Source organism: Streptomyces sp. NPDC048566, assembly GCF_043199735.1.
Lineage (GTDB): Bacteria > Actinomycetota > Actinomycetes > Streptomycetales > Streptomycetaceae > Streptomyces.
Window position 1 is genome coordinate 51123 of the sequence record NZ_JBICWL010000030.1, and the last position, 23892, is coordinate 75014.

General features: G+C 72.4%; 22 protein-coding genes and 2 pseudogenes. 12 read left to right on the forward strand and 12 right to left on the reverse strand.

Annotated elements, in window-relative coordinates:
- Position 1: 1 nt before the first annotated feature.
- A complete protein-coding gene (locus ACGFS9_RS29235) occupies positions 2-670 on the forward strand; it encodes a potassium-transporting ATPase subunit C (protein WP_393257230.1) in 669 nt (222 codons plus the stop codon).
- A 79-nt stretch (positions 671-749) separates the two neighbouring features.
- Here ACGFS9_RS29235 and ACGFS9_RS29240 read toward each other — a convergent pair whose 3' ends face one another.
- The 4 genes from ACGFS9_RS29240 to ACGFS9_RS29255 all read right to left on the reverse strand — a co-directional run bounded on the left by ACGFS9_RS29240 (position 750) and on the right by ACGFS9_RS29255 (position 4053).
- Positions 750-1415 carry a class F sortase gene (locus ACGFS9_RS29240; RefSeq protein ID WP_393257231.1) on the reverse strand — a complete coding sequence of 222 codons (666 nt, stop codon included), beginning with the start codon at positions 1413-1415 and terminating at the stop codon, positions 750-752.
- Between the two features lie 330 nt (positions 1416-1745).
- On the reverse strand, positions 1746-2507 hold the full coding sequence (locus ACGFS9_RS29245) for a hypothetical protein (RefSeq protein ID WP_393257232.1): 762 nt from the start codon (positions 2505-2507) through the stop codon (positions 1746-1748).
- 626 nt (positions 2508-3133) lie between these two features.
- Positions 3134-3583: a DUF5994 family protein gene (locus ACGFS9_RS29250; protein ID WP_393257233.1), complete on the reverse strand. Its 450-nt coding sequence runs from the start codon at positions 3581-3583 to the stop codon at positions 3134-3136.
- 209 nt (positions 3584-3792) lie between these two features.
- The gene (locus ACGFS9_RS29255; RefSeq protein WP_393257234.1) at positions 3793-4053 is read right to left on the reverse strand and encodes a hypothetical protein; all 261 of its coding nucleotides are present in this window, start codon (positions 4051-4053) and stop codon (positions 3793-3795) included.
- A 212-nt stretch (positions 4054-4265) separates the two neighbouring features.
- Here ACGFS9_RS29255 and ACGFS9_RS29260 point away from each other — a divergent pair.
- The 4 genes and pseudogenes from ACGFS9_RS29260 to ACGFS9_RS29275 form a co-directional block, all read left to right on the forward strand.
- Positions 4266-5039 (forward strand): annotated as a pseudogene (locus ACGFS9_RS29260) (hypothetical protein); the annotation flags it as partial.
- Entirely contained in the window at positions 5036-5725 is a 690-nt protein-coding gene (locus ACGFS9_RS29265) for a YdcF family protein (RefSeq protein ID WP_393257235.1), read from the forward strand. The pseudogene ACGFS9_RS29260 and the gene ACGFS9_RS29265, both read left to right, overlap by 4 nt.
- Positions 5726-5753: 28 nt before the next feature.
- Positions 5754-6479 carry a WbqC family protein gene (locus ACGFS9_RS29270; protein ID WP_393257253.1) on the forward strand — a complete coding sequence of 242 codons (726 nt, stop codon included), beginning with the start codon at positions 5754-5756 and terminating at the stop codon, positions 6477-6479.
- Complete coding sequence (locus ACGFS9_RS29275; protein ID WP_393257236.1) at positions 6476-7030, forward strand: flavoprotein; 555 nt, start codon at positions 6476-6478, stop codon at positions 7028-7030. The genes ACGFS9_RS29270 and ACGFS9_RS29275 overlap by 4 nt, the downstream gene beginning before the upstream one ends.
- A 22-nt stretch (positions 7031-7052) precedes the next feature.
- Here the strand turns inward: ACGFS9_RS29275 and ACGFS9_RS29280 are convergent.
- Positions 7053-7417: pseudogene (locus tag ACGFS9_RS29280) on the reverse strand (mobilization protein); the annotation flags it as partial.
- 154 nt (positions 7418-7571) lie between these two features.
- Positions 7572-8204 (reverse strand): hypothetical protein, encoded by a 633-nt coding sequence (locus tag ACGFS9_RS29285; RefSeq protein WP_393257237.1) that lies wholly within the window; start codon positions 8202-8204, stop codon positions 7572-7574.
- Positions 8205-8587: 383 nt separating this feature from the next.
- Between ACGFS9_RS29285 and hemL the strand changes: the two genes are divergently transcribed.
- The 7 genes from hemL to ccsB all read left to right on the forward strand — a co-directional run bounded on the left by hemL (position 8588) and on the right by ccsB (position 16515).
- Positions 8588-9904 (forward strand): glutamate-1-semialdehyde 2,1-aminomutase, encoded by a 1317-nt coding sequence (gene hemL / locus ACGFS9_RS29290; protein WP_393257238.1) that lies wholly within the window; start codon positions 8588-8590, stop codon positions 9902-9904.
- The gene (locus ACGFS9_RS29295; protein ID WP_393257239.1) at positions 9901-10605 is read left to right on the forward strand and encodes a histidine phosphatase family protein; all 705 of its coding nucleotides are present in this window, start codon (positions 9901-9903) and stop codon (positions 10603-10605) included. The genes hemL and ACGFS9_RS29295 overlap by 4 nt, the downstream gene beginning before the upstream one ends.
- 241 nt (positions 10606-10846) lie before the next feature.
- On the forward strand, positions 10847-12106 hold the full coding sequence (locus ACGFS9_RS29300) for a hypothetical protein (protein WP_393257240.1): 1260 nt from the start codon (positions 10847-10849) through the stop codon (positions 12104-12106).
- Between the two features lie 66 nt (positions 12107-12172).
- Positions 12173-12796 carry a TlpA family protein disulfide reductase gene (locus ACGFS9_RS29305; RefSeq protein WP_393257241.1) on the forward strand — a complete coding sequence of 208 codons (624 nt, stop codon included), beginning with the start codon at positions 12173-12175 and terminating at the stop codon, positions 12794-12796.
- 50 nt (positions 12797-12846) lie between these two features.
- Positions 12847-13584, forward strand: coding sequence for a cytochrome c biogenesis CcdA family protein (locus tag ACGFS9_RS29310; protein WP_393257254.1), 738 nt, complete (start codon positions 12847-12849; stop codon positions 13582-13584).
- 4 nt (positions 13585-13588) lie between these two features.
- Positions 13589-15406: a cytochrome c biogenesis protein ResB gene (locus ACGFS9_RS29315; RefSeq protein WP_393257242.1), complete on the forward strand. Its 1818-nt coding sequence runs from the start codon at positions 13589-13591 to the stop codon at positions 15404-15406.
- 29 nt (positions 15407-15435) lie between these two features.
- Entirely contained in the window at positions 15436-16515 is a 1080-nt protein-coding gene (ccsB, locus tag ACGFS9_RS29320) for a c-type cytochrome biogenesis protein CcsB (RefSeq protein WP_393257243.1), read from the forward strand.
- A 39-nt stretch (positions 16516-16554) separates the two neighbouring features.
- Here the strand turns inward: ccsB and ACGFS9_RS29325 are convergent, their stop codons facing one another.
- From ACGFS9_RS29325 to ACGFS9_RS29350, 6 genes are all read right to left on the reverse strand, one after another.
- A complete protein-coding gene (locus tag ACGFS9_RS29325; RefSeq protein WP_393257244.1) occupies positions 16555-17445 on the reverse strand; it encodes an alpha/beta fold hydrolase in 891 nt (296 codons plus the stop codon).
- 169 nt (positions 17446-17614) lie between these two features.
- The gene (locus ACGFS9_RS29330; RefSeq protein WP_393257245.1) at positions 17615-19159 is read right to left on the reverse strand and encodes an ABC transporter substrate-binding protein; all 1545 of its coding nucleotides are present in this window, start codon (positions 19157-19159) and stop codon (positions 17615-17617) included.
- A complete protein-coding gene (locus tag ACGFS9_RS29335; RefSeq protein ID WP_393257246.1) occupies positions 19159-21270 on the reverse strand; it encodes a hypothetical protein in 2112 nt (703 codons plus the stop codon). The genes ACGFS9_RS29330 and ACGFS9_RS29335 overlap by 1 nt, the downstream gene beginning before the upstream one ends.
- Before the next feature lie 130 nt (positions 21271-21400).
- Positions 21401-22384, reverse strand: coding sequence for an isopenicillin N synthase family dioxygenase (locus ACGFS9_RS29340; RefSeq protein ID WP_393257247.1), 984 nt, complete (start codon positions 22382-22384; stop codon positions 21401-21403).
- On the reverse strand, positions 22377-22835 hold the full coding sequence (locus tag ACGFS9_RS29345) for a nucleoside deaminase (RefSeq protein WP_393257248.1): 459 nt from the start codon (positions 22833-22835) through the stop codon (positions 22377-22379). Before ACGFS9_RS29345 ends, ACGFS9_RS29340 begins: the two co-directional genes overlap by 8 nt.
- Positions 22836-23107: 272 nt before the next feature.
- Positions 23108-23767, reverse strand: a complete 660-nt coding sequence (locus tag ACGFS9_RS29350) for a class I SAM-dependent DNA methyltransferase (protein WP_393257249.1) — start codon at positions 23765-23767, stop codon at positions 23108-23110.
- Between the last annotated feature and the right edge of the window lie 125 nt (positions 23768-23892).

Here is a 23892-nt window from a genome sequence, read left to right on the forward strand (position 1 = left end):
CATGAACCACTCGGTCACCACCACCGCCCGGTTGCTCTGGGCCGGACTCCGCGCTCTGCTGGTGCTCACCCTGGTGACGGGCGTGCTCTACCCGCTCGCCGTCACCGGGGTGGCGCAGACCCTGTTCCCCGGCAGGGCGAACGGCTCGGAGATCACCGCGCACGGCAGGGTCGTCGGCTCCTCGCTGATCGGCCAGGCGTACGACCTGCCGCTGAAGAAGGGACAGAAGACCCCGGAACCCGACCTGAGGTGGTTCCAGGGCCGGCCGCGCAACGGCCTGGGCACCAACAGCGTCAACACCGGATACGACCTGATCGTGTCCGGCGCGACCAACCGCTCCGGCGACAACGCGGACCTGATCGCCTGGATCGAGGAGGCCAGGGCCGCGGTCGTCGAGGACAACTCGACCGCCGGCCACCGGGTCAGGCCCTCCGACGTGCCGCCCGACGCGGTCACCTCCTCCGGCTCCGGCCTCGACCCGGACATCTCCCCGGCCTACGCCGCCCTCCAGGTCCACCGCGTCGCCGAGCGGAACCGGCTCCCGGTCGCCGAGGTGCGCGGGCTGGTCCGGGAGCACACCGAGGGCCGCACCCTCGGCTTCGTCGGCGAGCCCCGTGTCAACGTGCTCGAACTCAACATCGCGCTCGCCGAGCGCGCGGCACGGCGCTGACGGCGGGCGAGGGGGCGGCCCCGGCGGGGGATGAGCCGGGAGCGGGGCGCGGCCGGTGCGCCCGGCCGCGCCCCGTCCGTCAGACGAGGTGCGCGAAGACCACCAGGTTGTCGGTGTAGTCCTTGGCGGACCGGTCGTAGGTGCCGGCGCAGGTGATGAGGCGGACCTGGGCGTCCGGGGTGTCGGCGTACACCCGGTCGTCGGGGAAGTCGTCCTTGGCGAAGGTGTCCGCGCTGTCGACGACGAACGTCGCCGTCCGGCCGTCGGACCGCTCGACGCTGAACCGGTCGCCCTTGCGCAGGTCGCTCAGACCGGCGAAGACGGCGGCGGAGGTCTTGGTGTCGACGTGGCCGGCGATGATCGCCGCCCCGCGTTCGCCGGGCGAGACGCCCTTGGCGTACCAGCCGACGAGGTTCACGTCGTCCGCGGGAGGCGGCTGGAGCCGTCCCGAGTCGTCGATCGCCAGCTCGGTGAACGGGGCGTTCACCTCGATCTTCGGGATGAGTAGCCGGGTCGGCTCGGCGCGCGGGAGGTGCTTGACGGAGGGACGCGCCCCGGAGGACGCGTCGGCGGAGGCGGCCGGTGCGGCGGCGGCGCGCGAGGTGTGCGGGGGGCCGGCCGGGTCGTCGTGACCGCGGAACACGCTCGTGGCCACGAGGACCGCGATGCCCGCGCACCACACGAACCAGGTCAGACGGCGCCGGGGGGTGCGGGTCTCGGCGGGAGAGGACGACCGGGCTGCCATCGGGCACCACCTCATCGGGTCGGGCAGCGGAACGAGCACGGGGACGGGTCACCGCGGGAGGCGGCGGGAGCACCCGCGGCGCCGGGAGTCGCGGCGCCGGCCGGGGGCGCGGGGCGCCGGCGGAGCGGGGGGTGCCGGCCGGCGGCGCGGGGGCCGCGGGCGGGGCGGGGGAGCGGGGCCTGCGGGGGAGCGGCCGGGGCGAGCCGTGGAGGGCGCGCCCCGCGCTACCCGAAACCGGACGGGGACCGTACCGGCTGCCGACGGGAAGCCGGCCGGGCCGCCACGAGGAACGTGGGGTGGCGGCCCGGACCGCTATGTCGTCAGGCATGGTCAGGCCACACCGCCCGCGGCGTTCCTGCGGCGCAGCGCGTAGACACCCGCCGCCGCGACACCGAGGACCGCGACACCGCCGGCCGTGACACCCGGCGTGGCGAGCCCGCCGCCACCGGTGTGCATGCCGCCGTGCGGCCTCTCCTCCTCGCCCTTGCCGTGCTCGTCCCACGAGCCCTTGTCCTGCTCGGAGTTCCAGGAGCCCTTCTCGTGGTCCGAGGAGTTCTTGTCCTTGTAGGTCTCCGGGTCGTACTTCTTGTCGCCCTTGGAGGAGTCGTCCGTCTTGAGCGTCAGGGCGCCGCCGCCGGTGTGCATGCCGCCGTTCGGCTTCTCCCAGGAGCCCTTGTCGTGCTCGCCGTCCTTGTCGTGCTCCTTGCTCCAGGAGGACGAGTCGTCCGTCTTGAGCGTCAGGGCGCCGCCGCCGGTGTGCATGCCGCCGTTCGGCTTCTCCCACGAGCCCTTGTCGTGCTCGCCGTCCTTGTCGTGCTCCTTGCTCCAGGAGGACGAGTCGTCCGTCTTGAGCGTCAGCGCGCCGCCGCCGGTGTGCATGCCGCCGTTCGGCTTCTCCCACGAGCCCTTGTCGTGCTCGCCGTCCTGGTCGTGCTCCTTCTCCTTGCCGGAGGAGTCGTGGTCCTTGCTGTGCGAGGACGAGGAGTCGTCGTGGCCCCAGTCGCCCGTCGACAGGGCGTAGGCGCCGGGGGCGGCGATCGCGAGGGCGGCGGTGGCCGTCGCGGCGGCGAGGAGCGTGCGGGCAGATCGCATGGTCGGAGTCCTTCCGTCACGACCGGGCAGCTGACCTCTTGTCAGCACACACGACCCGGTCCGACGTGATCCACCGTCAATCCGATCCGGGCGGTCCACCACTTGGGACGCACGCCCGGCGCATCCCCGCCGCCCGGTCGGCCCGCCGCGCCGTTCGCCCACAGGGGCGAACACCCCACCGTGTTGACCTGCCCGTTCGCGAAACGCCGTCGGCGTGTCGCGTCGGCCGCGCACGGCAGCGCAGTTGACCCGATCGGACGCGACACGTCTGCGCACCGTCCCGGGTGCGTCGCGGAACCCCGGAGATCGACCGCGGCCCGGTCGGTGTTTCCGCGGGTGTCCCCGCCCCGCATCGCCGGAGTCGCGAGCGGGATCGCGGGCGCGCCGCCGGCCCCCGAAGCGCCGGTACCCCGTAGGGGTATCTGTCACATCATCGGCAGGGGGGCAGGGGGGCAGGGGGGCAGGGGGCCGGTGGGCAGGCGGTGGCGGGGAGCGGTGGGCCGGGGCGGGCCCGTTTCACCGCACGGGGCACGGACGGGTGCCTCGGCCGCGTCCCGGCCGGTCGTGGCCGGGGAGAGGAGACACGGACGCCCGGGTGGCGGCGATCCACCGCTCGGGCCGTGCCGTCATCCGCGCGGCCACGGCCGACGGCCGCTTCCGCCCGCCGCACCCGCGGCGTTCATCAGCCGGGCGGCCGACGGCGCGGCGGTACGCGGCGGTACCACGAGCAGGTCCCAGTCTCCGGCGGAGGAGGACCGCAGGAGAATTCTGTGGGGATTCAGGCCCGAGGGGAACCAGTCGACCCTCACCGCGTGATCGTTGACGACGATGGTTCCGTCCGGGGTGGCGGGCCAGTGACGCGGGTTGGCCGCGACGTGGGTGAGACGGCCCCACAAGGGGTCGAGGACGTCGGCCAGCTCGGAGAGTTCCTGTGCCAGGTCGTGGGAGCGTGGCCACCAGGCGCCGTCCGGGCCGCTCCTCGGGGAGGAGGGGGTCACCTGTCGCAGGGAGAGGCGGACGGACGGAGTCCTGAAGGGCTCGACGGGCAGCGGAGAGGCTGCGGTGCTCAGGGGCATGACGGTACGACCTGTCCGCCGATCCGAGTCGTGGCAGGATCCGCCCGGCGCTGTTGTCATCGGGAACGAGACCGGCAGCGGGGCCGGTGTGCGGGAACTCCCGATGCTCTCAGGCTACTCCCGGACGGCGTCCGTACGAACCTCCTTACGGGCTCCGGCCTCCGGCGGCTCCGGGTGGACGCGCCGGATGCGGCTGCGCGACGCCCGGCTCAGTCCCGACCGGGATCCCGGTCGGCGTGGCCGGCCCAGCGGCTGGATTCCAGCCAGGAGCGTGCGGGCTCCGCGGCGCGTGTGGTGTCCACGGTGAGTTCGAGTCGGGTCCCGCCCTCGGCGCCGGCGGGATAGCTGCGCTGCTCGGTGGTGGCGAAGCAGTGGCGGAGGACCTCCGCCACACGGCGCGCCACCGCGGGCGAGGCGGCGGTGACGTGAACCTCGGCGTAACCGCTCGAGGGCGTGTCGGGGAACTCCATGGCGACCTCGATGGGTGACGGGACCGGAGCCGATCAGCCTACTCCGCCGGGCTCGCCCTGGTCCCGCGCCACGACACCCGCCAACCGGTCGCACGGCGGGCGCCGGGACCCGCGCACGGCGGAACGCTCCGGACCAGGGGCGGCTGCCGGAGGATCTCCCCCGAATCCTCGCTTCGGGGCCACACCAGGCAATAGGGCTGGTGCCCCGCCTCTGGACCGAGGACATCGAGCGCGCTGTTGTCTGCATCAGCCGCCAGGACTTCCCGTTCGCCTCAACCCTGTTGAACCGCTGGCTGGGCAGCCGCGCACCGCAGCAGCTGGACGACAAGGGCCTCTATTTGTACGGCCGTTCCCTCGTGCTCCTTGGTGACCTCCAGCGCGATCAGGGCGCGATCCTCGGCCCACTCTCAGCCCGGCACTCCTACGTGACCGCTCGCGGGATGTTCACCGAACTCGACATCCCGCGCCGGGTGGCTCAGATCGAGCTGTCCCTGGCCGTCGTCCAGGAGATGTCGGGCCAGTTGGAATCCTCCGCTCGCCACTACGAACTCCTCGCTGGGGACCAGCGCCTGAGCCCGCGTGACCGTGCCAGAGCGCGGCTGTGGGTGGGTACGGCGCTGAGCAAGGAGGGCGACAACGAGTACGCGACCGGCGTCATGGTCGAGGCCACTCGCTCCTTCGAGGACCTGGGCGAGCCGGAGGACTGGTCGGTCGCCCACCAGAAACTGGCCCTGGCCCACCGCGGCGCCGGCGACCTGAAGCAGGCCCTGCATTACATCGACATCGCGCGGACCACCGGCACGGTCGACTCCCCGATGCAGCGGGTGCGGTTGGACACCGCGTACGGGCACATCCTTCTGTCGGATGCGGCGACCCGGAATGATGGGCTGTCCGTCCTCGATCAGGCGGCACAGGTGGCTCGCCAGTACGGGCTGAGCCACCAGCTGCGCAGCATCGAGGGCATCCGGAAGGACCAGCAGGGATGAGCCAGGGAGTGCCAGTGCCGGAGCACGAGCAGCGCCAGATCACCGACGAGCAGTTCCACGACGCGACGCTGATCTGGAACTACCACCAGATGGGCCACGAGCAGCGGCCCTGCTCGGCGGCGATCGGCCTGGGCAGCCACGACCTCGGTGTCGCCACGGCGGCCGCCGACCTCTACCGCGCCGGCCTCTTCCCGGTCGTGGTCTTCAGCGGCGGCAACAGCCCCACCACCCGGGCCCGCTTCCCGCGCGGCGAAGCGGTCCATTACCGCGAGCACGCTCTGAGTCTGGGTGTGCCGGACGAGGCGATCCTGGTCGAGGCGAAGGCGGCGAACACCGGCCAGAACATCACCTTCTCCCGTGAGCTGCTGGCCGGAGCCGGTATCGCGGTCGACTCGCTGCTGCTGATCTCCAAGCCGTACATGGAGCGTCGCTCGTACGCGACGTGCCGCAAGTTGTGGCCGGAGGTCGAGGTCGTGTGTGCGTCCGAGCCGCTGGAGCTGGACGACTACATCAAGTCGATCGGCGACGAGAAGCTCGTTGTCGACATGCTCGTTGGTGACCTGCAACGGGTGATCGAGTACCCGAAGCTCGGGTTCGCCGTCGCGCAGGACGTACCGGGGGATGTGTATGACGCTTACGAGCGCCTTCTACACGGCGGATTCGACAGCCGCCTCATCAGTACCTGAGTCACCGCGCGTCGGGCCGCCGGGCGGGGTGTGCGCGATCCACCAGCCGAACCTTTTTCCGCGGCTGTCCACGTTGGCCAAGCTGTACGCCGCCGACCGGTGGATCGTTCTCGGCGACGTCCAGTTTGCCCGGCGCGACTATCAGCACCGGGCCCGCCTTGCGGCACTGGACGAGCCCGCACATCAGCAGTGGCTCACGCTTCCTACGCATCTGCCCGACGGGCGCCCGACGCTGATCAGTCAGGCGCGGCTCGCCGAGCCCGGCCGCTCCCGTCGCACCGTGAGTCTTTTGATTCGGCAGTACTACGGCCGCAGCCACCACTGGCCCGCGGTGCGTGAAGTCCTGGAGGCGGTTCTCGATGAGTTCGAGGCGACCGACCGTGTCTCCGACGTTGCCAGGGCATCGACGGTCGCCCTGCTGACCGCGTTGGGCTGGAGCGGCGAGGTACTGGACAGCAGCGCGATTCCGACCCGAGGAGGCCGCTCGGAGCGACTTGCCGATCTAGCCGCGGCCACCGGCAGCACCCACTATCTCTGCGGCACGGGCGGCTGGCGCTACCTCGGCCTGGCTCGGTTCGATGTCCATGGCATCCCTGTGCTGGCTTTCCACACCCCTGTGGATACGGGAGGCCCACTCTGGCGGCGGTCCCGAGAGATCAGCAGCCTCTGGGCGCTGAGCCAGATCGGCCCGGAAGCCCTGGCTGCCATGCTGGCGGCCCATCGACACGAGCTGCCTCTGGGGGGCTTCACGTGATCGAGCCGCAAGCACCGGAAAAGAAGCCGTTCCTGTACGTCGTCGTGTGCGCGGCCGGAGTCGCCGACAGCGTCGGCAAGCTGATCACGGCTGCTCAGGAGGCGAACTGGGACGTGGGCATAGTGGCCACTCCGCAGGGCCTGGGCTTCGTCGATACGGAGGCGGTAGGGGCCCAGACCGGCTACCCCATCCGCTCGGCCTGGCGCTCCCCCAGGGATCCTCGTCCGCTGCCGCCCGCCGACGCCATCGCGGTGGCGCCGGCCACCTTCAATACGGTCAACAAGTGGGCGGCAGGGATATCCGACACCCTTGCCCTGGGCATCCTGTGCGAGGCGTACGGCATGGGCATCCCCACGGCCGTTCTGCCGTACGTGAACTCGGCCCAGGCCGCCCTTCCCGCGTACCGGCAGAGCCTGGAGCGGTTGCGGGAGATGGGCGTCCTGGTCGGTTCGTATGTGCCGCATCGGCCGAAGGCCGGCGGCGGGGCCGACCGCTACCGCTGGGAGGAGGCGCTGGAACTGCTCACTCCCAAGGTGTCCGCGCGGCCGTAATCAGCGTCGCCGTGCCGACTGGGGCTGTGGGGTCGTCGCCGTGGGTGAGGTGGTGGGGGATGCGTTCGGTGGCGGCGGTCGCCTGGTGCCACGGATTGCCCGGCCGGACGGTGACCGGTTCGGGGCTGGCGGTGGCGAGACGCCGGCGGATCTGGGGGAGGGAGAGGTCGGGGGCGAGGGTGGAGCCGGAGTAGAAGACCGGCTCGCCCTTGTCGTTGGTGTCGCCGGGCAGGGCGAAGTTGCAGCCGAGGGCGTCGCCGGACGGGCCGCGCTTGAGCCGCACGCTCACACCGGTGGCCTCCAGCAGGGCGAAGAACTCGGTCTCGTCGGCCGCGGCGGCGACGGCTCTCGGCGGACCCGCAGGCGCAGGATCTCGCGGGAGGTGGTGTCGACGAGGACGACCGGCCCGGCACCCAGGGCACATCAGTGCCCCCGGCGAAACCCATGTGCCCTCAATGTGCCCTGGCCGCCTGACGGCCCCTCCCCGGCACGCAAAAGGGCGAGGCCCGAAGACCCCGCCCGACCCTCACGAAACCCCAGCTCAGGGCCACACCAGGCAGTACGGCTGGTGCCCCGCCTCGTGGAGGCGGTGCGAGAAGTCCTGCCACTCGTGCAGCAGCTGGTACACGTTGAACGCGTCGCGCGGTCCGCCGCGGTCGGGGACCGTGGACCAGATGAAGGCCGCCGCGCCCACCGCCTCCTCGCCGATGCCGCGCAGCGGGTCGACGACCGTCATGGGGAGCTTGACCACGGCGTAGTCGGGATGGAGGACGACCAGTTCGAGCGGCGGGACCTTGTGCAGGGGGACGCCCTCTATGCCGGTGAGGACCATCGCGGCCATCGTCTCCGGCTTGATCTTGGTGAACATGCCGTTCATGCCGAGTTCGTCGCCGCCGAGTTCCTCGGGGCGCATGGAGATGGGGACCCGGGCCGCCGTCGCGCCGTCCGGTGCGCCGAAGTATTTGTACGTCACCCCCACCCGGCCACCATTCCCGCTTCCCGCCCTCAGCCGCTTCACCGTGCCGTCGCCCGGTTCGGCGTCGTCCTGCGGTCCCTGTGCCTGTCCTGCCCGTCTGCCCGCGGCTTCCTCCGCCTCGCGTCGGTGCCTTCCCCGCCGGGCACGCCGAGGACCGAGGTCGTCGGTCCCCTCGCCCAGTCCGCCACCGCGATGCATATCTCCACCCGACTGCTTTTCTAAGGCGCGCGACCCCCGCCACGCAACCCGATCATCGTGACAGTGACCTCCCCCACGGCCGCACGCCGAAACGTACGGCGAAACACCTGTCCGCGGGATCTTCCGGCCCCTGAACACCATGGTTCATGTGAGCTGTCCGTCCGTGCTCCCAGTTTCGCAGATGGCCGGGCGGAGGAGGCCGGTTGTGGTGCCGGGCTCCTCGCCGCCCCTCCGCGATGGCCGGGATCATTCCTCTCTGGAGCCGTACGGAGGGCCGCGCCCGTCCGTTCACGGTTCCCCGTTCTTCCCCTCCCGGGCACCGGGGAGGGCTGGCCTACCCTGAGGTGGTCACTAGCCCCCCGGAGTCGGAGACGTCGCAGGTCATGACCGAACTGCCTTATCCCTACGAAGCCCCAGCCTCGCAGTCGCTGTTCGACCGTGCGGGCGCCGTCACGCCAGGTGGCGTGAACTCGCCGGTGCGAGCCTTCCGGGCCGTGGGCGGTACGCCCCGGTTCATGGTGTCCGGAACCGGTCCGTACCTCACCGACGCGGACGGCCGCGAGTACGTCGACCTCGTCTGCTCCTGGGGGCCGATGATCCTCGGGCACTCCCACCCCGAGGTCGTCGCCGCCGTCCAGCAGGCCGTCTCGCGCGGCACGTCCTTCGGTACGCCCGGCGAGGGCGAGGTCGCCCTCGCGGAGGAGATCGTCGCCCGGATCGAGCCCGTGGAGCAGGTCCGGCTCGTCTCCAGCGGCACCGAGGCCACCATGTCGGCCATCCGGCTGGCCCGCGGGTTCACCCGGCGGGCCAAGGTGATCAAGTTCGCGGGCTGCTACCACGGCCACGTCGACTCGCTGCTCGCGGCGGCGGGCAGCGGTGTCGCCACGTTCGCGCTGCCGGACACCCCCGGGGTCACCGGCGCCCAGGCCGGCGACACCATCGTGCTGCCGTACAACGACCTGGAGGCCGTGCAGGCCGCCTTCCACGCGCACCCCGGCGAGATCGCCTGCGTGATCACCGAGGCGTCGCCCGGCAACATGGGCGTGGTGCCGCCGGCCCCCGGCTTCAACCAGGGGCTGAAGGACGCCTGCGCGAAGAACGGCGCCCTGTACATCTCCGACGAGGTGATGACCGGCTTCCGCACCAGCAGGGCGGGCTGGTACGGGATCGACGGGGTGCGCCCCGACCTGATGACCTTCGGCAAGGTGATGGGCGGCGGGTTCCCGGCCGCCGCGTTCGGCGGTCGCGCGGACGTCATGGCGCACCTCGCGCCGGCCGGGCCGGTGTACCAGGCGGGCACGCTGTCGGGGAACCCCGTCGCCACCGCCGCCGGCCTCGCCCAGCTGCGGCTGCTCGACGACGCCGCGTACGCGAAGGTCGACGCGGTCTCGGAGCGCATCCGGGGGCTGGTGACGGAGGCGCTGGCCAAGGAGGGCGTGACCCACCGCCTGCAGAGCGCCTCCAACATGTTCTCGGTGTTCTTCACCGGGCGCGAGGTGCGCGACTACGAGGGGGCGCGGGCGCAGGAGTCGTTCCGCTACACCGCGTTCTTCCACGCGATGCTGGCGCAGGGCGTGTACCTGCCGCCGTCCTCGTTCGAGTCGTGGTTCGTGTCGACGGCCCACGACGACCAGGCGGTACAGCGGATCGCCGACGCCCTTCCGGCGGCGGCGCGGGCAGCGGCGGAGGCCACGGCATGAGCGAGTCCATCGGTACCCACGGCGGCGCTGACGACATCACCGTCGTCCACCTGATGCGGCACGGCGAGGTCGCCAACCCGGACGGGGTGCTCTACGGGCGGCTGCCCGGCTACCACCTGTCCGAGCTGGGCCGGCGGATGGCCGACCGGGTGGCCGAGCACCTCGCGCCGCGCGACGTCACGCACGTCGTGGCCTCGCCGCTGGAGCGGGCGCAGGAGACGGCGACGCCGATCGCCAAGGCGCACGGTCTCGACCTGGCGACCGACGGGCGGCTCATCGAGGCGGACAACGTCTTCCAGGGCAAGACCTTCGGCGTCGGCGACGGCGCGCTGCGGCGGCCGGAGAACTGGAAGCACCTCGTCAACCCGTTCAAGCCGTCGTGGGGGGAGCCCTATGTCGACCAGGTCGTGCGGATGATGGGCGCGCTGGACGCCGCCAAGGACGCGGCGCGCGGCCACGAGGCGGTGCTGGTGAGTCACCAGCTGCCGATCTGGATCGTGCGCAGTTACGCGGAGAAGCGGCGGCTGTGGCACGACCCGCGCAAGCGGCAGTGCACGCTGGCGTCCCTGACGACCTTCACCTACCGCGGCGACAGGATCGTCTCCGTGGGCTACAGCGAGCCCGCGCGCGATCTGGTTCCGGCTCACCTCCTGGCGGGTGCCAAGCCGGTGAAGGGCCAGGGCAAGGCGTTCGGGGCCTGAGGGCCTGAGCGGCCGGACCGCCGGGGCGGTCCGGCCGCACGACCCGGCGGTCCGGCCGCGGAACCCGCCGGGTCGGCGGAGCCGCCAAAGGCGGCAGACCTCCCCAGTCCGGCCAAAAGAGCGCATCTTCGTAAAATCATATAAATCTGAGCGCGTTAAGCGGAACCCGCGGCGTCATCGTGCCCTCTCATGGGGTGCCAGCTGAGAGCCAGCTGAGAGAGTGCGATGAAACGAGGACGGTATGCGGGACGTCAGCCGGAGGGGAATGATCGGTCTCGGGGCAGGTGCGGCGGCCGGGCTCGGACTCGCGGCGTGCGGCACCAGCGCCCGGAAGGACCCCGTGGGACATCCCGGTGGTTCCCCCACCGCGGGCAGCCCGTCACCCGGCGCGCCGAAGCGGACCGCGCGCCCCATCGGTGACGGCTCCACTGCCTACACCGGCGCTCAGCCGCACCAGCCCGCGCAGCCCGAACCGCTGGAGCCCGGCCAGACCCCGCCGCAGTTCGTGGTCTTCTCCTGGGACGGCGCCGGCGAGGTCGGCACCGGTCTGTTCGACCGCTTCCTGCGGCTCGCCCAGGAGAACGACGCGCACATGACGTTCTTCCTCTCCGGGCTCTACCTGCTGCCCGAGTCGAAGAAGCGGCTCTACGACCCGCCCAACAACCCGCGCGGCGCCTCGGACATCGGCTACCTCAACGACGACCACGTGCGGGCCACCCTGAAGCTGGTGCGCCGGGCCTGGCTCGAAGGGCACGAGATCGGCACCCACTTCAACGGCCACTTCTGCGCCGGTTCCGGATCGGTCGCCAACTGGACGCCCCGGCAGTGGCGCAGCGAGATCGAGCAGGCCAAGTCCTTCGTCACCGAGTGGCGCACCAACACGGGCTGGACCGACCTGCCCGCGCTGCCCTTCGACTACGACAAGGAACTGATCGGCTCCCGGACCCCGTGCCTGCTCGGCCAGGACAACCTGCTGCCCACCGCCCGCGAGCTCGGCTGGCGCTACGACGCCTCCTCGCCCGGCGGCGTCCAGCGCTGGCCGCGCAAGAAGCAGGGGGTGTGGGACCTGCCCCTCCAGGCCATCCCGTTCCCCGGGCACCGCTTCGAGGTGCTGTCCATGGACTACAACATCCTCGCCAACCAGTCGATCGCCACCACCCGGGCGCCCTCCTACAACTACCCGGGCTGGCGCACCCAGGCGGCGAACTCGTACATCGCGGGATTCAAGCGGGCATACGAGACGAACAGGGCGCCCTTCTTCGTCGGCAACCACTTCGAGGACTGGAACGGCGGCATCTACATGGACGCCGTCGAGAAGGCCTTCGAGCACATCGCCCACGAGAAGAGCAAGGGAGCGGACGTGCGGATCGTCTCCTTCCGGCAGTTCGTGGACTGGCTCGACGTGCAGCGGCCGGAGGTGCTGGCGCGGCTCCAGTCGATGGACGTGGCCGAGCAGCCGGCCGGTGGCTGGAACGCGTACCTGCGGGGGCAGGCCGCCTGATATGCGGGTTTCCACCCGCAAGGGGGGTGCGGAAGATCCCCGAAACGGGCATGCGAAACTTTTCACATGAGTGCCGCCTGCCGCGCTGACCAGCGCCCGATCCGCTCCCGTGGCCGCGCCGCCCTGCTGACCGCCGGGGCCGCCGTCGCCGCGCTCGCCCTGACCGCCTGCGGTTCGGGGGGCACCAAGGGCGGATCGGGCGGCAGCGGCTTCGTGGCCGGCAAGGACGGCATCTCCACGGTCGCCAAGGGCGACCGGGTGGCCGTCCCCGACCTCTCCGGCCCGACCGTCGACGGCAAGCAGCTCGACGTCGCCGACTACAAGGGCAAGGTCGTCGTCCTCAACGTGTGGGGCTCGTGGTGCCCGCCGTGCCGTGCCGAGGCGCCGAACTTCGTGAAGGTCGCCAAGGAGACCGCGGGGCAGGGCGTGCAGTTCGTCGGCATCAACACCCGGGACACCAGCACCGCTCCGGCGAAGGCGTTCGAGAAGGAGAAGGGCGTCACCTACCCGAGCCTGTACGACCCGACGGGCAAGCTGATGCTCCGCTTCGACAAGGGCACGCTCAACCCGCAGACGATCCCCTCGACCCTCGTCATCGACCGGGACGGGAAGATCGCGGCCCGCACGCTCCAGGCGCTCAGCGAGGAAAAGCTGCGCGAGATGCTCGACCCCGTGCTCGCGGAGAAGTGACCGGCGTGACCCTTCTCCACGCGTCCACGACACTCGCCGCGTCGACCGACATGAACACCACGGTCTACAGCGGCGCGCTGCTGCTCGCCCTGCCGCTCGCGGTCCTCGGCGGACTCGTCTCCTTCTTCTCGCCCTGCGTCCTGCCGCTCGTCCCCGGCTACCTCTCCTACGTCACCGGGGTCAGCGGCACCGACCTGGCGGACGCGCGGCGGGGACGGATGGTCGGGGGCGCCAGTCTCTTCGTGCTCGGCTTCACCGTCGTGTTCGTCTCCGGCGGGGCGCTGTTCGGCTACTTCGGGTCGACGCTCCAGGAGTACCAGGGTGCGCTGAGCAAGATCCTCGGCGTGCTGATGATCGCGATGGGCGTGTTCTTCATGGGGCTGATGCCCTGGCTCACGCAGCGCGAGTTCCGCTTCCACCGGCGTCCGGTGACCGGCCTCGCCGGCGCTCCGCTCCTGGGCGCGCTGTTCGGCATCGGCTGGACGCCGTGCCTGGGACCGACCCTCACGTCCGTGAACCTGCTCTCCATGGACCAGGCGAGCGCCGGCCGGGGGGCCATACTGACCGTCGCGTACTGCGTCGGTCTCGGCGTGCCCTTCGTGCTCGCCGCCGTCGCCTTCCGCAAGGCGCTCGGCGCGTTCGGCTGGGTCAAGCGCCACTACGTCTGGGTCATGCGGATCGGCGGCACGATGATGATCGTCACCGGCGTGCTCCTGCTCACCGGGGCCTGGGACAGCCTGGTGCAGCAGATGCAGACGTGGTCCGGCGGCTTCACGGTAGGGATCTGAATCGATGAGCACGACCGACACCGGCAACACGCCCGAGTCCGCCGCCGCACCGCGGGACGGCCGCGCGCCCGACCCGGTGAGCCCCAAGCGGCACATCGGGGCGAGCGCCGACGGCGAACTCGGCGCGGCGGGCTCCCAGCTCTCCACCGCGCCCGTCGAGACGGCGGTGCCCGGCTCCTTCGGCGGTGTCCGCGGGCCCGGCGCCCTGGGCTGGATCACCTGGACCGGTCGCGAGGCGACCGGCTGGGTCCGCTGGTTCTGGCGGCAGCTCACCTCGATGCGGGTCGCGCTGATCCTGCTCTTCCTGCTGTCCCTCGGCGCCATCCCCGGCTCGCTGATCCCGCAGTCCGGCACCGACGCGGCGAAGGTCCAGGAGTTCAAGGACGCGCACAGCCTGCTCGGTCCGGTCTACGAGCGGCTCGGCCTGTTCCACGTGTACAGCTCGGTGTGGTTCTCCGCGATCTACATCCTGCTGTTCGTCTCGCTCATCGGCTGCATCGTGCCCCGCACCTGGCAGTTCGTCGGCCAGCTGCGCGGACGCCCGCCGGGCGCCCCCCGGCGGCTGGACCGGCTGCCCGCCTACGCGACCTGGCGCACCGACGCCGAGCCCGAGCGGGTCCGCGAGGCCGCCCTGGAGGTGCTCAAGCGCAAGCGGTTCCGCGCGCACGTCGAGAAGGACGCCGTCGCCGCGGAGAAGGGCTACCTGCGGGAGACCGGCAACCTGCTCTTCCACATCGCGCTGATCGTGATGCTCGTCGCCTTCGCCTGGGGCCAGCTGTTCAAGTCCGAGGGCAACAAGCTGATCGTCGAGGGCGACGGCTTCTCCAACACGCTCGTGTCCTACGACGACTTCAAGTCCGGCAACCTCTTCAGCACCGACGACCTGACCCCGTTCAGCTTCGACCTGAAGAAGTTCACCGGCACCTACGAGCGGACCGGCCCCAACAAGGGCACCCCCCGCACCTACCAGGCGGCGATCGGCTACAGCGTCGGCGCCTACGGCAAGGAGCACCAGACCCTCGTCAAGGTCAACGAGCCGCTCGTGATCGGCGACTCGAAGGTCTACCTCACCGCGCACGGCTACGCGCCCACCGTGACCGTCCGGGACGGCAGGGGCAAGGTCGTCTTCCACGACGCCGTGCCCCTGCTGCCGCTGGACTCGAACGTCACCTCGCAGGGCGCCGTCAAGGTCATGGACGGCTACAAGAACGCGCGGGGCACGAGCGAGCAGCTCGGCTTCTCCGCCTTCTTCGTGCCGACCTTCGCGGGCGCGGGCAAGGGCGACATGTTCTCCCAGTTCCCGGCGCTCGACTACCCGGTGCTCGCGGTGAGCGGATTCCACGGCAGCCTCGGCGTCGACGCGGGCCTGCCGCAGAACGTGTACCAGCTCGACACGTCCGCCATGAAGCAGTTCAAGGACGCCAAGGGCGACATCGTCAAGAAGCGGCTGCGGCCGGGCGAGACGATGACGCTGCCGAACGGCGCCGGCTCCATCACCTTCGACAAGGACATCAAGGAGTGGGCGAACTTCCAGGTCACCCAGCAGCCCGGCAGTGACTGGGCGCTGGCCGGGGCGTTCGCCGCGATCCTCGGGCTCGCCGGCTCGCTGTTCATCCAGCGCCGCCGCGTCTGGGTCCGGGCCGTCACCGGCGACGACGGGGTCACCGTCGTCGAGATGGCCGGGCTCGGCCGCAGCGAGTCCGCGAGACTTCCCGAGGAGCTCGGCGACCTGGCCGCGCTCGTCCACGCGCAGGCGCCCACCTCGTCCGACGCCGACGCCGAACCCCCCGTACCCGCCGCTGAAGGGTCTGAGAAGCAGTGACGCTCGCCGCCGTACACGATCTTGGCGCCGTGACCGACCTGGCCACCGCGACCAACGAACACCTCGCCAACATCAGCAACACGCTGATCTACTCCGCGATGGCCGTCTACACCCTGGCGTTCTTCGCGTACATCGCCGAGTGGCTGTTCGGCAGCCGCAGCAAGGTGGCGCGCACCGCCAACGCGCTCACCGCGAGCGGCAAGGCGACGGCCGCCGCGGTCACCGTGCAGTCGGCCGGCGGCACCGCCGTCCTGGAGCGGCCCAAGGTCGTCACCCGGTCCGCGGCCGGCGCGCGGGACGTGCCCGACGGGCCCGGCGCGCACGGCGGGGACGAGCAGGGCGACCTGTACGGCCGGATCGCGGTGTCCCTCACCGTCCTCGCGTGGGCCGTCGAGGCGGCCGGCGTGCTCGCCCGCGCCCTGTCGGTGCGGCGCGCGCCGTGGGGCAACATGTACGAGTTCAACATCACCTTCTCCACCGTGGCCGTCGGCGTCTTCCTGCTGCTGCTCACGCTGCGCAAGAACGTGCGCTGGCTCGGCCTGCCCCTGGTCACCACCGTGCTGCTGGACCTCGGCCTCGCCGTCACCGTCCTGTACACCGCGAGCGACCAGCTGGTCCCCGCGCTGCACTCGTACTGGCTGTACATCCACGTCTCGACCGCCATCCTGTGCGGTGCCGTCTTCTACGTGGGCGCCGTCGGCACGCTGCTCTACCTGTTCAAGGACAGCTATGAGAGCAAGCTCGCGAGCGGCGGGAAGCCCGGCCGGTTCGCCACCTCGGTGATGGAGCGGCTGCCCGCCTCGTCCTCGCTCGACAAGTTCTCCTACCGGGTGAACGCCGCGGTCTTCCCGCTGTGGACGTTCACGATCATCGCGGGCGCGATCTGGGCGGGCGACGCCTGGGGCCGCTACTGGGGCTGGGACCCGAAGGAGACCTGGGCGTTCATCACCTGGGTCGCGTACGCCTGCTACCTGCACGCCCGCGCGACGGCCGGCTGGAAGGGCCGCAAGGCCGCCTACATCGCCCTGATCGCCTTCGGCTGCTGGCTGTTCAACTACTACGGCGTCAACATCTTCGTCAGCGGCAAGCACTCCTACGCGGGCATCTGACCCGCCCGACCGGACGGGGGCGGACCCCGGTGGCCCCGGTCACCCGGCCGGGCCGGAGCCCGGGGCCCCGGCCCGGCCGCTCGCGGGCGTGTCGAGGAACGCCCGCACCTCCCGGTTGAAGGCCGCGGGGTTCTCCCAGAACGCGAAGTGGCTGCCGCGCTCGGACAGAATCCGCAGGGTGGCCCCGGGGATGGCCGCGGCCACCGACCGGGCGGCGGCCGTCGGGATCACGCTGTCCCGCCCGCCCATGACCAGCGTCGGCACGGTGATCGCGGGCAGGACGTCGCGCCAGTCCTGCATGACGTTGTCCAGCAGCAGCCGGCCCGCGTACTCCCGGGGCAGCAGCAGGTTCCGGGCGAGTACCCAGCGGCGGTCGCCGTCGTCGGCGGCCGGGGTCCACATGGCGTCCAGGAACCCGGCGGTCAGGGCCTCCGCGTCCGCACCCGGATCGCGCAGGCCCGCGACGACGTCGGCGATCTGGCCGAGGCCGTACAGGGCGCCGAGCCGTTCGGCCAGGCCGTCCGGCCAGTAGGGCTGCCGGATCAGCACGGCGGGTTCGTCGAACAGCACCAGCCGCGCCAGCCGCTCCCCCGCGAACAGGTCCCAGTAGGACCACGCCAGCGCGCAGCCCATGGAGTGCGCCACCCAGACGACGTCGGTGAGGTCCAGGCGGTGGATGACCTGGTGGAGGTCCCGTGCCAGCCGGGCGACGCGGTAGCCGTGGTCCGGCCTGTCCGAGTCGCCGTGGCCGCGGTGGTCCACCGCGACCACGTGGTGGGTGCGGGCGAACTCCTCGATCTGATGGCGCCATTGGGCCGCGGTCTGGGACCAGCCGGGGACGAGCAGCAGGTCGGGACCGCTGCCCGCCTCCAGGTAGTGCAGCCGTACCCCGTCGTTCGTCGTGACGCTGCCCCTGCGCACGTCGTGCATCGCGTGTCCCTCCGGCGCGGCCGCGGCGCCTCGTCACCCGGGCGCGGCGGTGCGCCGGCATCCGCCCGGCCGTCCGCGCCCCCGACCGGGAACGATCATGTCGAGGCGTGCCGCCGCGGACAACCTCCCACGCCGCACGGCGGCGCCGGGCCCGCCGTGCGGGCTCGGTCTACGACGGCGGAAGGCACTCCGCCGCCGGGGGCTTGCCCTCCGGCCAGGCGAGCCGGACGAAGCGGGCGCGGCCGGCGGGGGTCAGTTCGACGACCGGGACCGCCTTGTCCCAGGGGTTGCCGTGAGCGTCCAGGCAGATCCAGCCGCTCGCCCCGTTCACCCGGAGCTGTCTGCCCTTGACCTGCGGCCACTGGAGACCGACGTCGGCGAGCGCCGGAATCCGCCCGGTGGGGGAGGCGCCGCGGATGCCGCGCACCGCGAGCCGCATGGCGTCGTAGGCGATGATCAGCTGGCCGTCGTCGAGGGCGACCTCGCCGAGCGGACCGACCGGTCCCCGGCCCGCCTCGGCCAGCAGCCGCCCGAGGACCTCCGCGTCGGCCTTGCTGCCGCCGGTCCGCGCGGCCCCCTCCAGCCAGGCGTCCGGATGGGCGAGCGCGGTGTAGCGCACGGACAGCAGCGGGTCCTTCAGGGCGGCCGGGTCGAGGTGCTTGTCGCCCGCGAGGTACGAGCCCTCGTCGCCGGTGAGGACGGTGAACCGGCGGTCGGAGCAGCCCCGGCCGCCCAGCGCGTTGATGAACTGGCGCAGCTGGGTGTGGCGGCCCGCGAACAGCACGGTGTCCGTGGCCTTCGGGGTGTTGCACAGGATGGTGGCGATCTGGGCGAAGACGTTGGCGGTGCTGCCCTCCTTGCTGCGGTCGGCGGGCGGGGTGAAGGGCTGTGCCTCGTAGCGCGCGCCCCGGAGCATCTTCTCGAAGGAGCCCTGGAGCGTGCGGGTGTAGGGGTCGCCCGTGCGGTCGTAGACGAGGAAGGCGTTGGCGGCGGAGACCTTGGCGAACGAGGCGAGGGCGCGGGCCTCGTCGGTGTTGGTCGGGGACACCCGGGCCAGGCCGGGGAAGGGGTCCTTGCCGCCCTGGCCGTTGGCGAGGTCGTCGGCGGTGATCGAACTCCCTATCACCGGAATGCCGCGCCGGGTCAGCTCGGCGACCGCGCGCCGGTTGTTCTCGGTGCTCAGGCTGACCCCGGTGACCGCCCGGAGCCGGTCGGCGCCCCGCGCCATGCGGTCGAGCCGGTCCACGGTGTACCGCCAGGAGGCGCCGCCGGCACCGGGGTTGGCGAGGACGAGCCGTATCTTCGGCTTCAGGCCGGTCGTGTCGTGGTTGGCCTGGTACTGCGCGAGGTAGGCGCCCTGGAGTTCGTGCAGGACGTCGCCCAGGTTGTCCGCGTCGGTGGCGGTGAAGGGTTCGAGCAGTGCGACGGTGACGTAACTGCCGGGCGCCAGGCGGTGGTTCTCCCGGCTGATGGCGCGCACCGTGTCGGCGAAGACCGCGCGCCCGAAGGCGTAGGTCGTGGAGGAGACGCCCACGCACTCGTCCCGGTCCGGCGGCCGGACCACCCCCGGCGCGCAGGACCGATTCTCCTTGGCGGCGTGCAGACCGCCCCAGACGCCCAGGCCCACCAGGGCGGCGGCCAGCACCAGCGCGATGTAGCGCCGGAAGCGGATCTCCCAGACGTCCTCGCGCAGCCACACCCACCAGCGGGCCATCAGCGGCCTCCGTCCTCGTCGTCCGGGATGCGCAGGGGGCGGCCGGCGAGGGCGTCGGCGGGCCAGTCCCGCGACGCGCGCCACAGCAGGGCGTTGCCCGCCGGCCGCAGGTTGGACAGCTGCTCCAGTTCGAATCGCAGGCGTTCGGCGACCCGCGGGTCCGGCAGCACCAGCGGGTCGGTCAGCTGCCACACGGCGTGCAGCAGGCGCCGTACCCGCAGGTGCAGGACGGCGTCGGCGCCCGCCGGCGGGCGCTGGGCCGCGTCGCTGCGGCCGAGGGCGACGTCGCCCCGGTGGTCGTGGCCGCCCGCGTCCCGGCCGTCCGGGTCGTGGGCGTGGTGGTAGGGCGCGGAGGCGATGAAGAGAAGCGAGGCGAGCCAGTCGCCGGTGTCGGTGTGCGCGAACGTGTCGCGCAGCAGGTCCACCGCCGGATCGGTCCGGCCGAGGGCGAGTTCGTGGTGCAGCCGGTACCGGGCGTCGCCCGGCGGTGCCGCGGTGCCGGCGTAGTGGTCGACCAGGGTGTGGTGGGCCGCCCGCCACCGGGCGTGGTCGGGGTCCGTGTGGTGCAGGCGCAGCAGGAGCAGGGTGCGCAGGAACGGATCGCCGACGAACTGCCCGCGAGCCGTGGGCCATCCCTCCGCCGCCAGCCGCTCCTCCAGGGCCAGGACGCCGGAGGCGCCGAAGTCCTCGGGGAGCCGGGCCTGGGCGAGCGAGCAGGCCGAGGCGCGGTCGTGGGCGGCGGCGAGCAGGGTCAGTTCGTCGAGGCGGCCTCCCGGCACCAGGCGGGCCAGCAGTTCCTGGTGGGCGGGTCGGCCGGCGTGGTCCTCGTGCGGGGCGACGTCGGCGGTGAGCAGCGCGCCGAGCGAGTCGGCGCCGGCGGGCAGGTTCTGCCGGGCCGAGGCGGCGAGCAGGGTGATCCCCAGCGGGTTGCCGCCGGTCAGCCGGTGGGCGGCGTGCGGGAGTTGGGACGGCAGGCCGTCCGGTCCGCCGGGGGTCGCCGCGCCACGGGTCGCGGTGTCCATGATGTGCAGGGTGTCGTCGGGGGTCAGCGGCGGCAGCGCCACGAGCAGGGCGCGGGAGGACGGCGAGGTGCCGGGCCGCCAGTCGGTCTCGCGTGCCGTGTCGGGCAGGGTGAGCCGGCCCGCGTTGCGCAGCGCGGGGTGCGCGTGGCCGCGCAGCGCCGCGAAGAACACGGCCTGGTCCGCGATGCCGTCGGCACGGTCGCGCAGCACGGGTTCGAGGAGCCCCAGCCCGGCCGGTTCCTGGACGTTGTCGACGAGCAGCACCGGGCGGCCCCGCCGGTGCGAGCGCTGCACGACGCCCGCGTACGCGTCGTCGAGGTCGGCGAGCAGCGCCCGGACGAGGTGGCGTTCGGCGTGCCGGCGGGAGTCGCCGCCGGCCCGGAAGTGCCGGGACAGCAGGATCAGCGCGAGCTTGGGGCTGCCGCCCGCGTTCGGGTAGTCGCGGTACCAGGTGGCGGCCTTGCGCAGCCGGCGGTGGGCCGGTGCGACCCCCTCCGCGAAGGCTTCCAGGGTGGCCTCGATGATGGGTTCCACCACGGGGCCGGTGCCGCTCATCGAGGCGACGAGTTTGGAGACCACCTTGCTCACCCAGCGCCCCGCGAACCCGGAGAGCCAGGAGTCGGTCTCGTTCAGCAGCAGGATGCGTTCGGCCTCGTGCCGGATGCGCGGCACGTCCCGGTCGCTCCAGCCGCCCGCCGCCACCGCCAGGAGCCCCGAGGAGAGCCGGGGGAAGGCGATCCGCCCCGCTCCCTTGACCGGTTCGGCGAGTTGCTCCGCGGCCGTGGTGAGCGCCTGGGAGACCGGTGACCAGGACGCGGCGGGCCGCTCCGCGGGCGGGGCGGCGAACTGCTCGTCCTCCCCGTCCACGAGGGCGACCGGGGTGTGCCACCGGTAGGCGTCGCGCAGCGCGTGGAGCACGGCGGTCCGGCCGATGCCGCGGCCGCCGGTGAGGACCACGAAGGGGGGTCCGCCGGCGTGCTCGTAGGGTGTGGCGCGCAATTGGTACGGACGCAGCCCGACCAGCCGGGACGCGAGTCCGGGCGGATCGGTGTCGAACAGCGCCCCTCTGCCGTGCAGCCCTGTGTGCACCGCATCTCCCCCTGGTCCGCGGTCCGGTCCGATGTGCTGCTGTGAGGTGTATCAACACCAGTGTAAAAAGGGGGAGTTGGTTCGGGATAGGGCGCTTGGTGACTGTTCGGTTACGAAAACGACCGGCGCGTCAACGGACGGTGATCGAATCGAGCTTCTCCCGCAGGTAGACGTGCGAGTCGACGGGGGCGTACGCGATCCGGCCCACCGGGGCGGGAACCGACTCGACCAGCGTGCCCGGCGTGCATTCGCCGAAGTAGACGAGCGAGATCAGCTCCTCGGCGGGGGCGTCGGCGGGCGGCGGCAGCACCCGGTGCCGTCCCGAACGCCACCGGTCACCGGTCCACCGGGCCATCAGGTCGCCGATGTTGACGGTGAGGGCCGCCGGGTCGAACGGGGCGTCCTCCCAGCCGTGCTCGTCCGTGAACACCTGGAGACCGCCCCTGCCGGCCTGCCGGTCGAGGAGGGTGAGCGTACCGAAGTCGGTGTGCGGGCCGATCCGGAACCGGCCCGGCTCGGCGGCGCCGACCACGTCCGTGCCCGGATACCAGTTGATGTTGAAGCCGTACGTCGGATGGTCCATGTGCCGGGTGAAGAAGTCCCGCCGCACGCCCAGTGCCTCGCCGAGCAGCGTCAGCAACCGGATCTCCAGCTCGCCCATCCGCGCGAGGTACTCCTCGCACAGCGCCCGCAGCCCGGGAACCTCGGCGGGCCAGACGTTGGGCGCGTACCACTCCGCGTTCGTCGCGGGGTCCGCGAACGGCTCGTGCGTCGCGAAGGTCAGCGACTCCTTGAGGTCGGGCAGCGTCGCGGTGCCCTCGGCGAGACCGTTGGCCTCGGCCCCCCGACCGAGCCAGCCGCGCCCGCCGACCGTGGTGGCGTAGGGCCTCTTCGCGGCGGCGGGCAGGGTGAAGAAGGCGCGTGCCGCCCGCCTGATCCGGGCGGGCAGGGCGGGGTCCACGCCGTGCCCGGTGACGAGCAGGAACCCCGCGGTGCGCAGCGCCTCGTCGACGGTGCGCGCGGTCGCGGCGCGGACGTCCGGGCCGCCGGTGAGCCAGGGGCGCAGGTCGACGGTCGGGATGCGGGGGGCCGGCGGGGCCGCGGGATCACTCACCGATGTCCTCGTTCCACAGGTCGGGTTCGCGCTCGACGAAGTCGCGCATCAGGCGTGTGCACGCGGGGTCGTCGAGCAGCACGATCTGCACGCCGTGCGCGGCGAGCCAGTCGTGGCCGCCGTGGAAGGTGGCGGACTCGCCGACGACGACCCGGGAGATGCCGAACTGCCGGACCAGGCCGCTGCAGTACCAGCACGGCGAGAGCGTCGTCACCATGGTCGTGCCCCGGTAGGTCCGCTGCCGTCCGGCGGCGCGGAAGGCGGCCGTCTCGGCGTGCGCCGAGGGATCGCCGTCCTGGACACGGCGGTTGTGGCCGCGGCCGAGGAGGGTTCCGTCCGCGCCGTACAGCGCCGCGCCGATGGGGATGCCGCCCTCGGCGAGCCCGGCCCGGGCCTCCGCCTCGGCGGTCGCGAGCCATTGCCGGGCCTGTGCCTGATCGATGCGCTCCATGGGTCCACTGTGGGGCGGGCGCACCCCGGGGGCAACGCACGACACCGCCGGCGCGGCCGGGACCCGCCGCCCGGCGAGGACCACCCGCGCCCGCCCGGGCTACCCCGCGACCGCCGGGCACGGCTCGGGAGCGCCGAGGACCTTCCGGGCCTGCCCCGCGATCGCCGGGCGCGGTCCGGGAGCGCCGGTGGCGCCCGGACCGCTGCGTCCCGTCGCCGGGGCACGCCCTCCCCGTGTCCGGGGCGGTCGCCGGAGACCGTCCCGGACTCCGGTCAGGGTGCCGCGGGCTTGCGCGCCAGGACGAAGCCCTGCGCGGTCCGCTCCAGGCCGTACTCGGTCATCTCCGCCTCGCGGACCAGCCGGGCCACCTCCACCAGTCCGGCCTCCGCGACGCGTTCCGCGACGTGCTCGGGCGGCACGCTGTACACGTCCATGTCCACGGCGTGACCGTAGGCGTGCTCCAGTCGGCGCACCGGCTCCGCGCCCGCCTTGAAGCCGATCAGCAGGTGCCCCCCGGGCGCCAGCACGCGGCGGAACTCGGCGAACAGCGGCGGCAGTTCCTCGATCGGGGTGTGCACGGTGGAGTACCAGACGAGCGCTCCGGCGAGCGAGCCGTCGGCGAGGTCGAGCCCCGCCATCGTGCCCACCGAGAAGCTCAGGTGCGGGTGGGTGGCGCGGGCCACCTCGATCATCCCGGGCGAGAGGTCGATCCCGAACACGTCCAGCCCGAGCGCCTCCAGATGAACGGTCATCCGGCCCGGACCGCAGCCGAGGTCGCCGACCGGCCCGCCCCCGCCCGCCCGCACCCGCCGGGCGAACTCGGCGAGCACCGCCATCTCCAGCGGCCGGGCGAGCTCGCCCGAGAACAGCGCGGCGTAGTCGCCGGCGACGGTGTCGTAGGAGGAACGGGTGGTGTGCAGGCGAGTGGTCATGGCGCGGGAGAGTAGACCCCTCCACTGACATGCCCCGTTATCTTCTTCGCGGTCCTGCAAGAGGGCCGCTGGCCTCCGGGCCCGGCATGACTGTTGCCCCCTGTCGAACGGATGACAATGCCGTT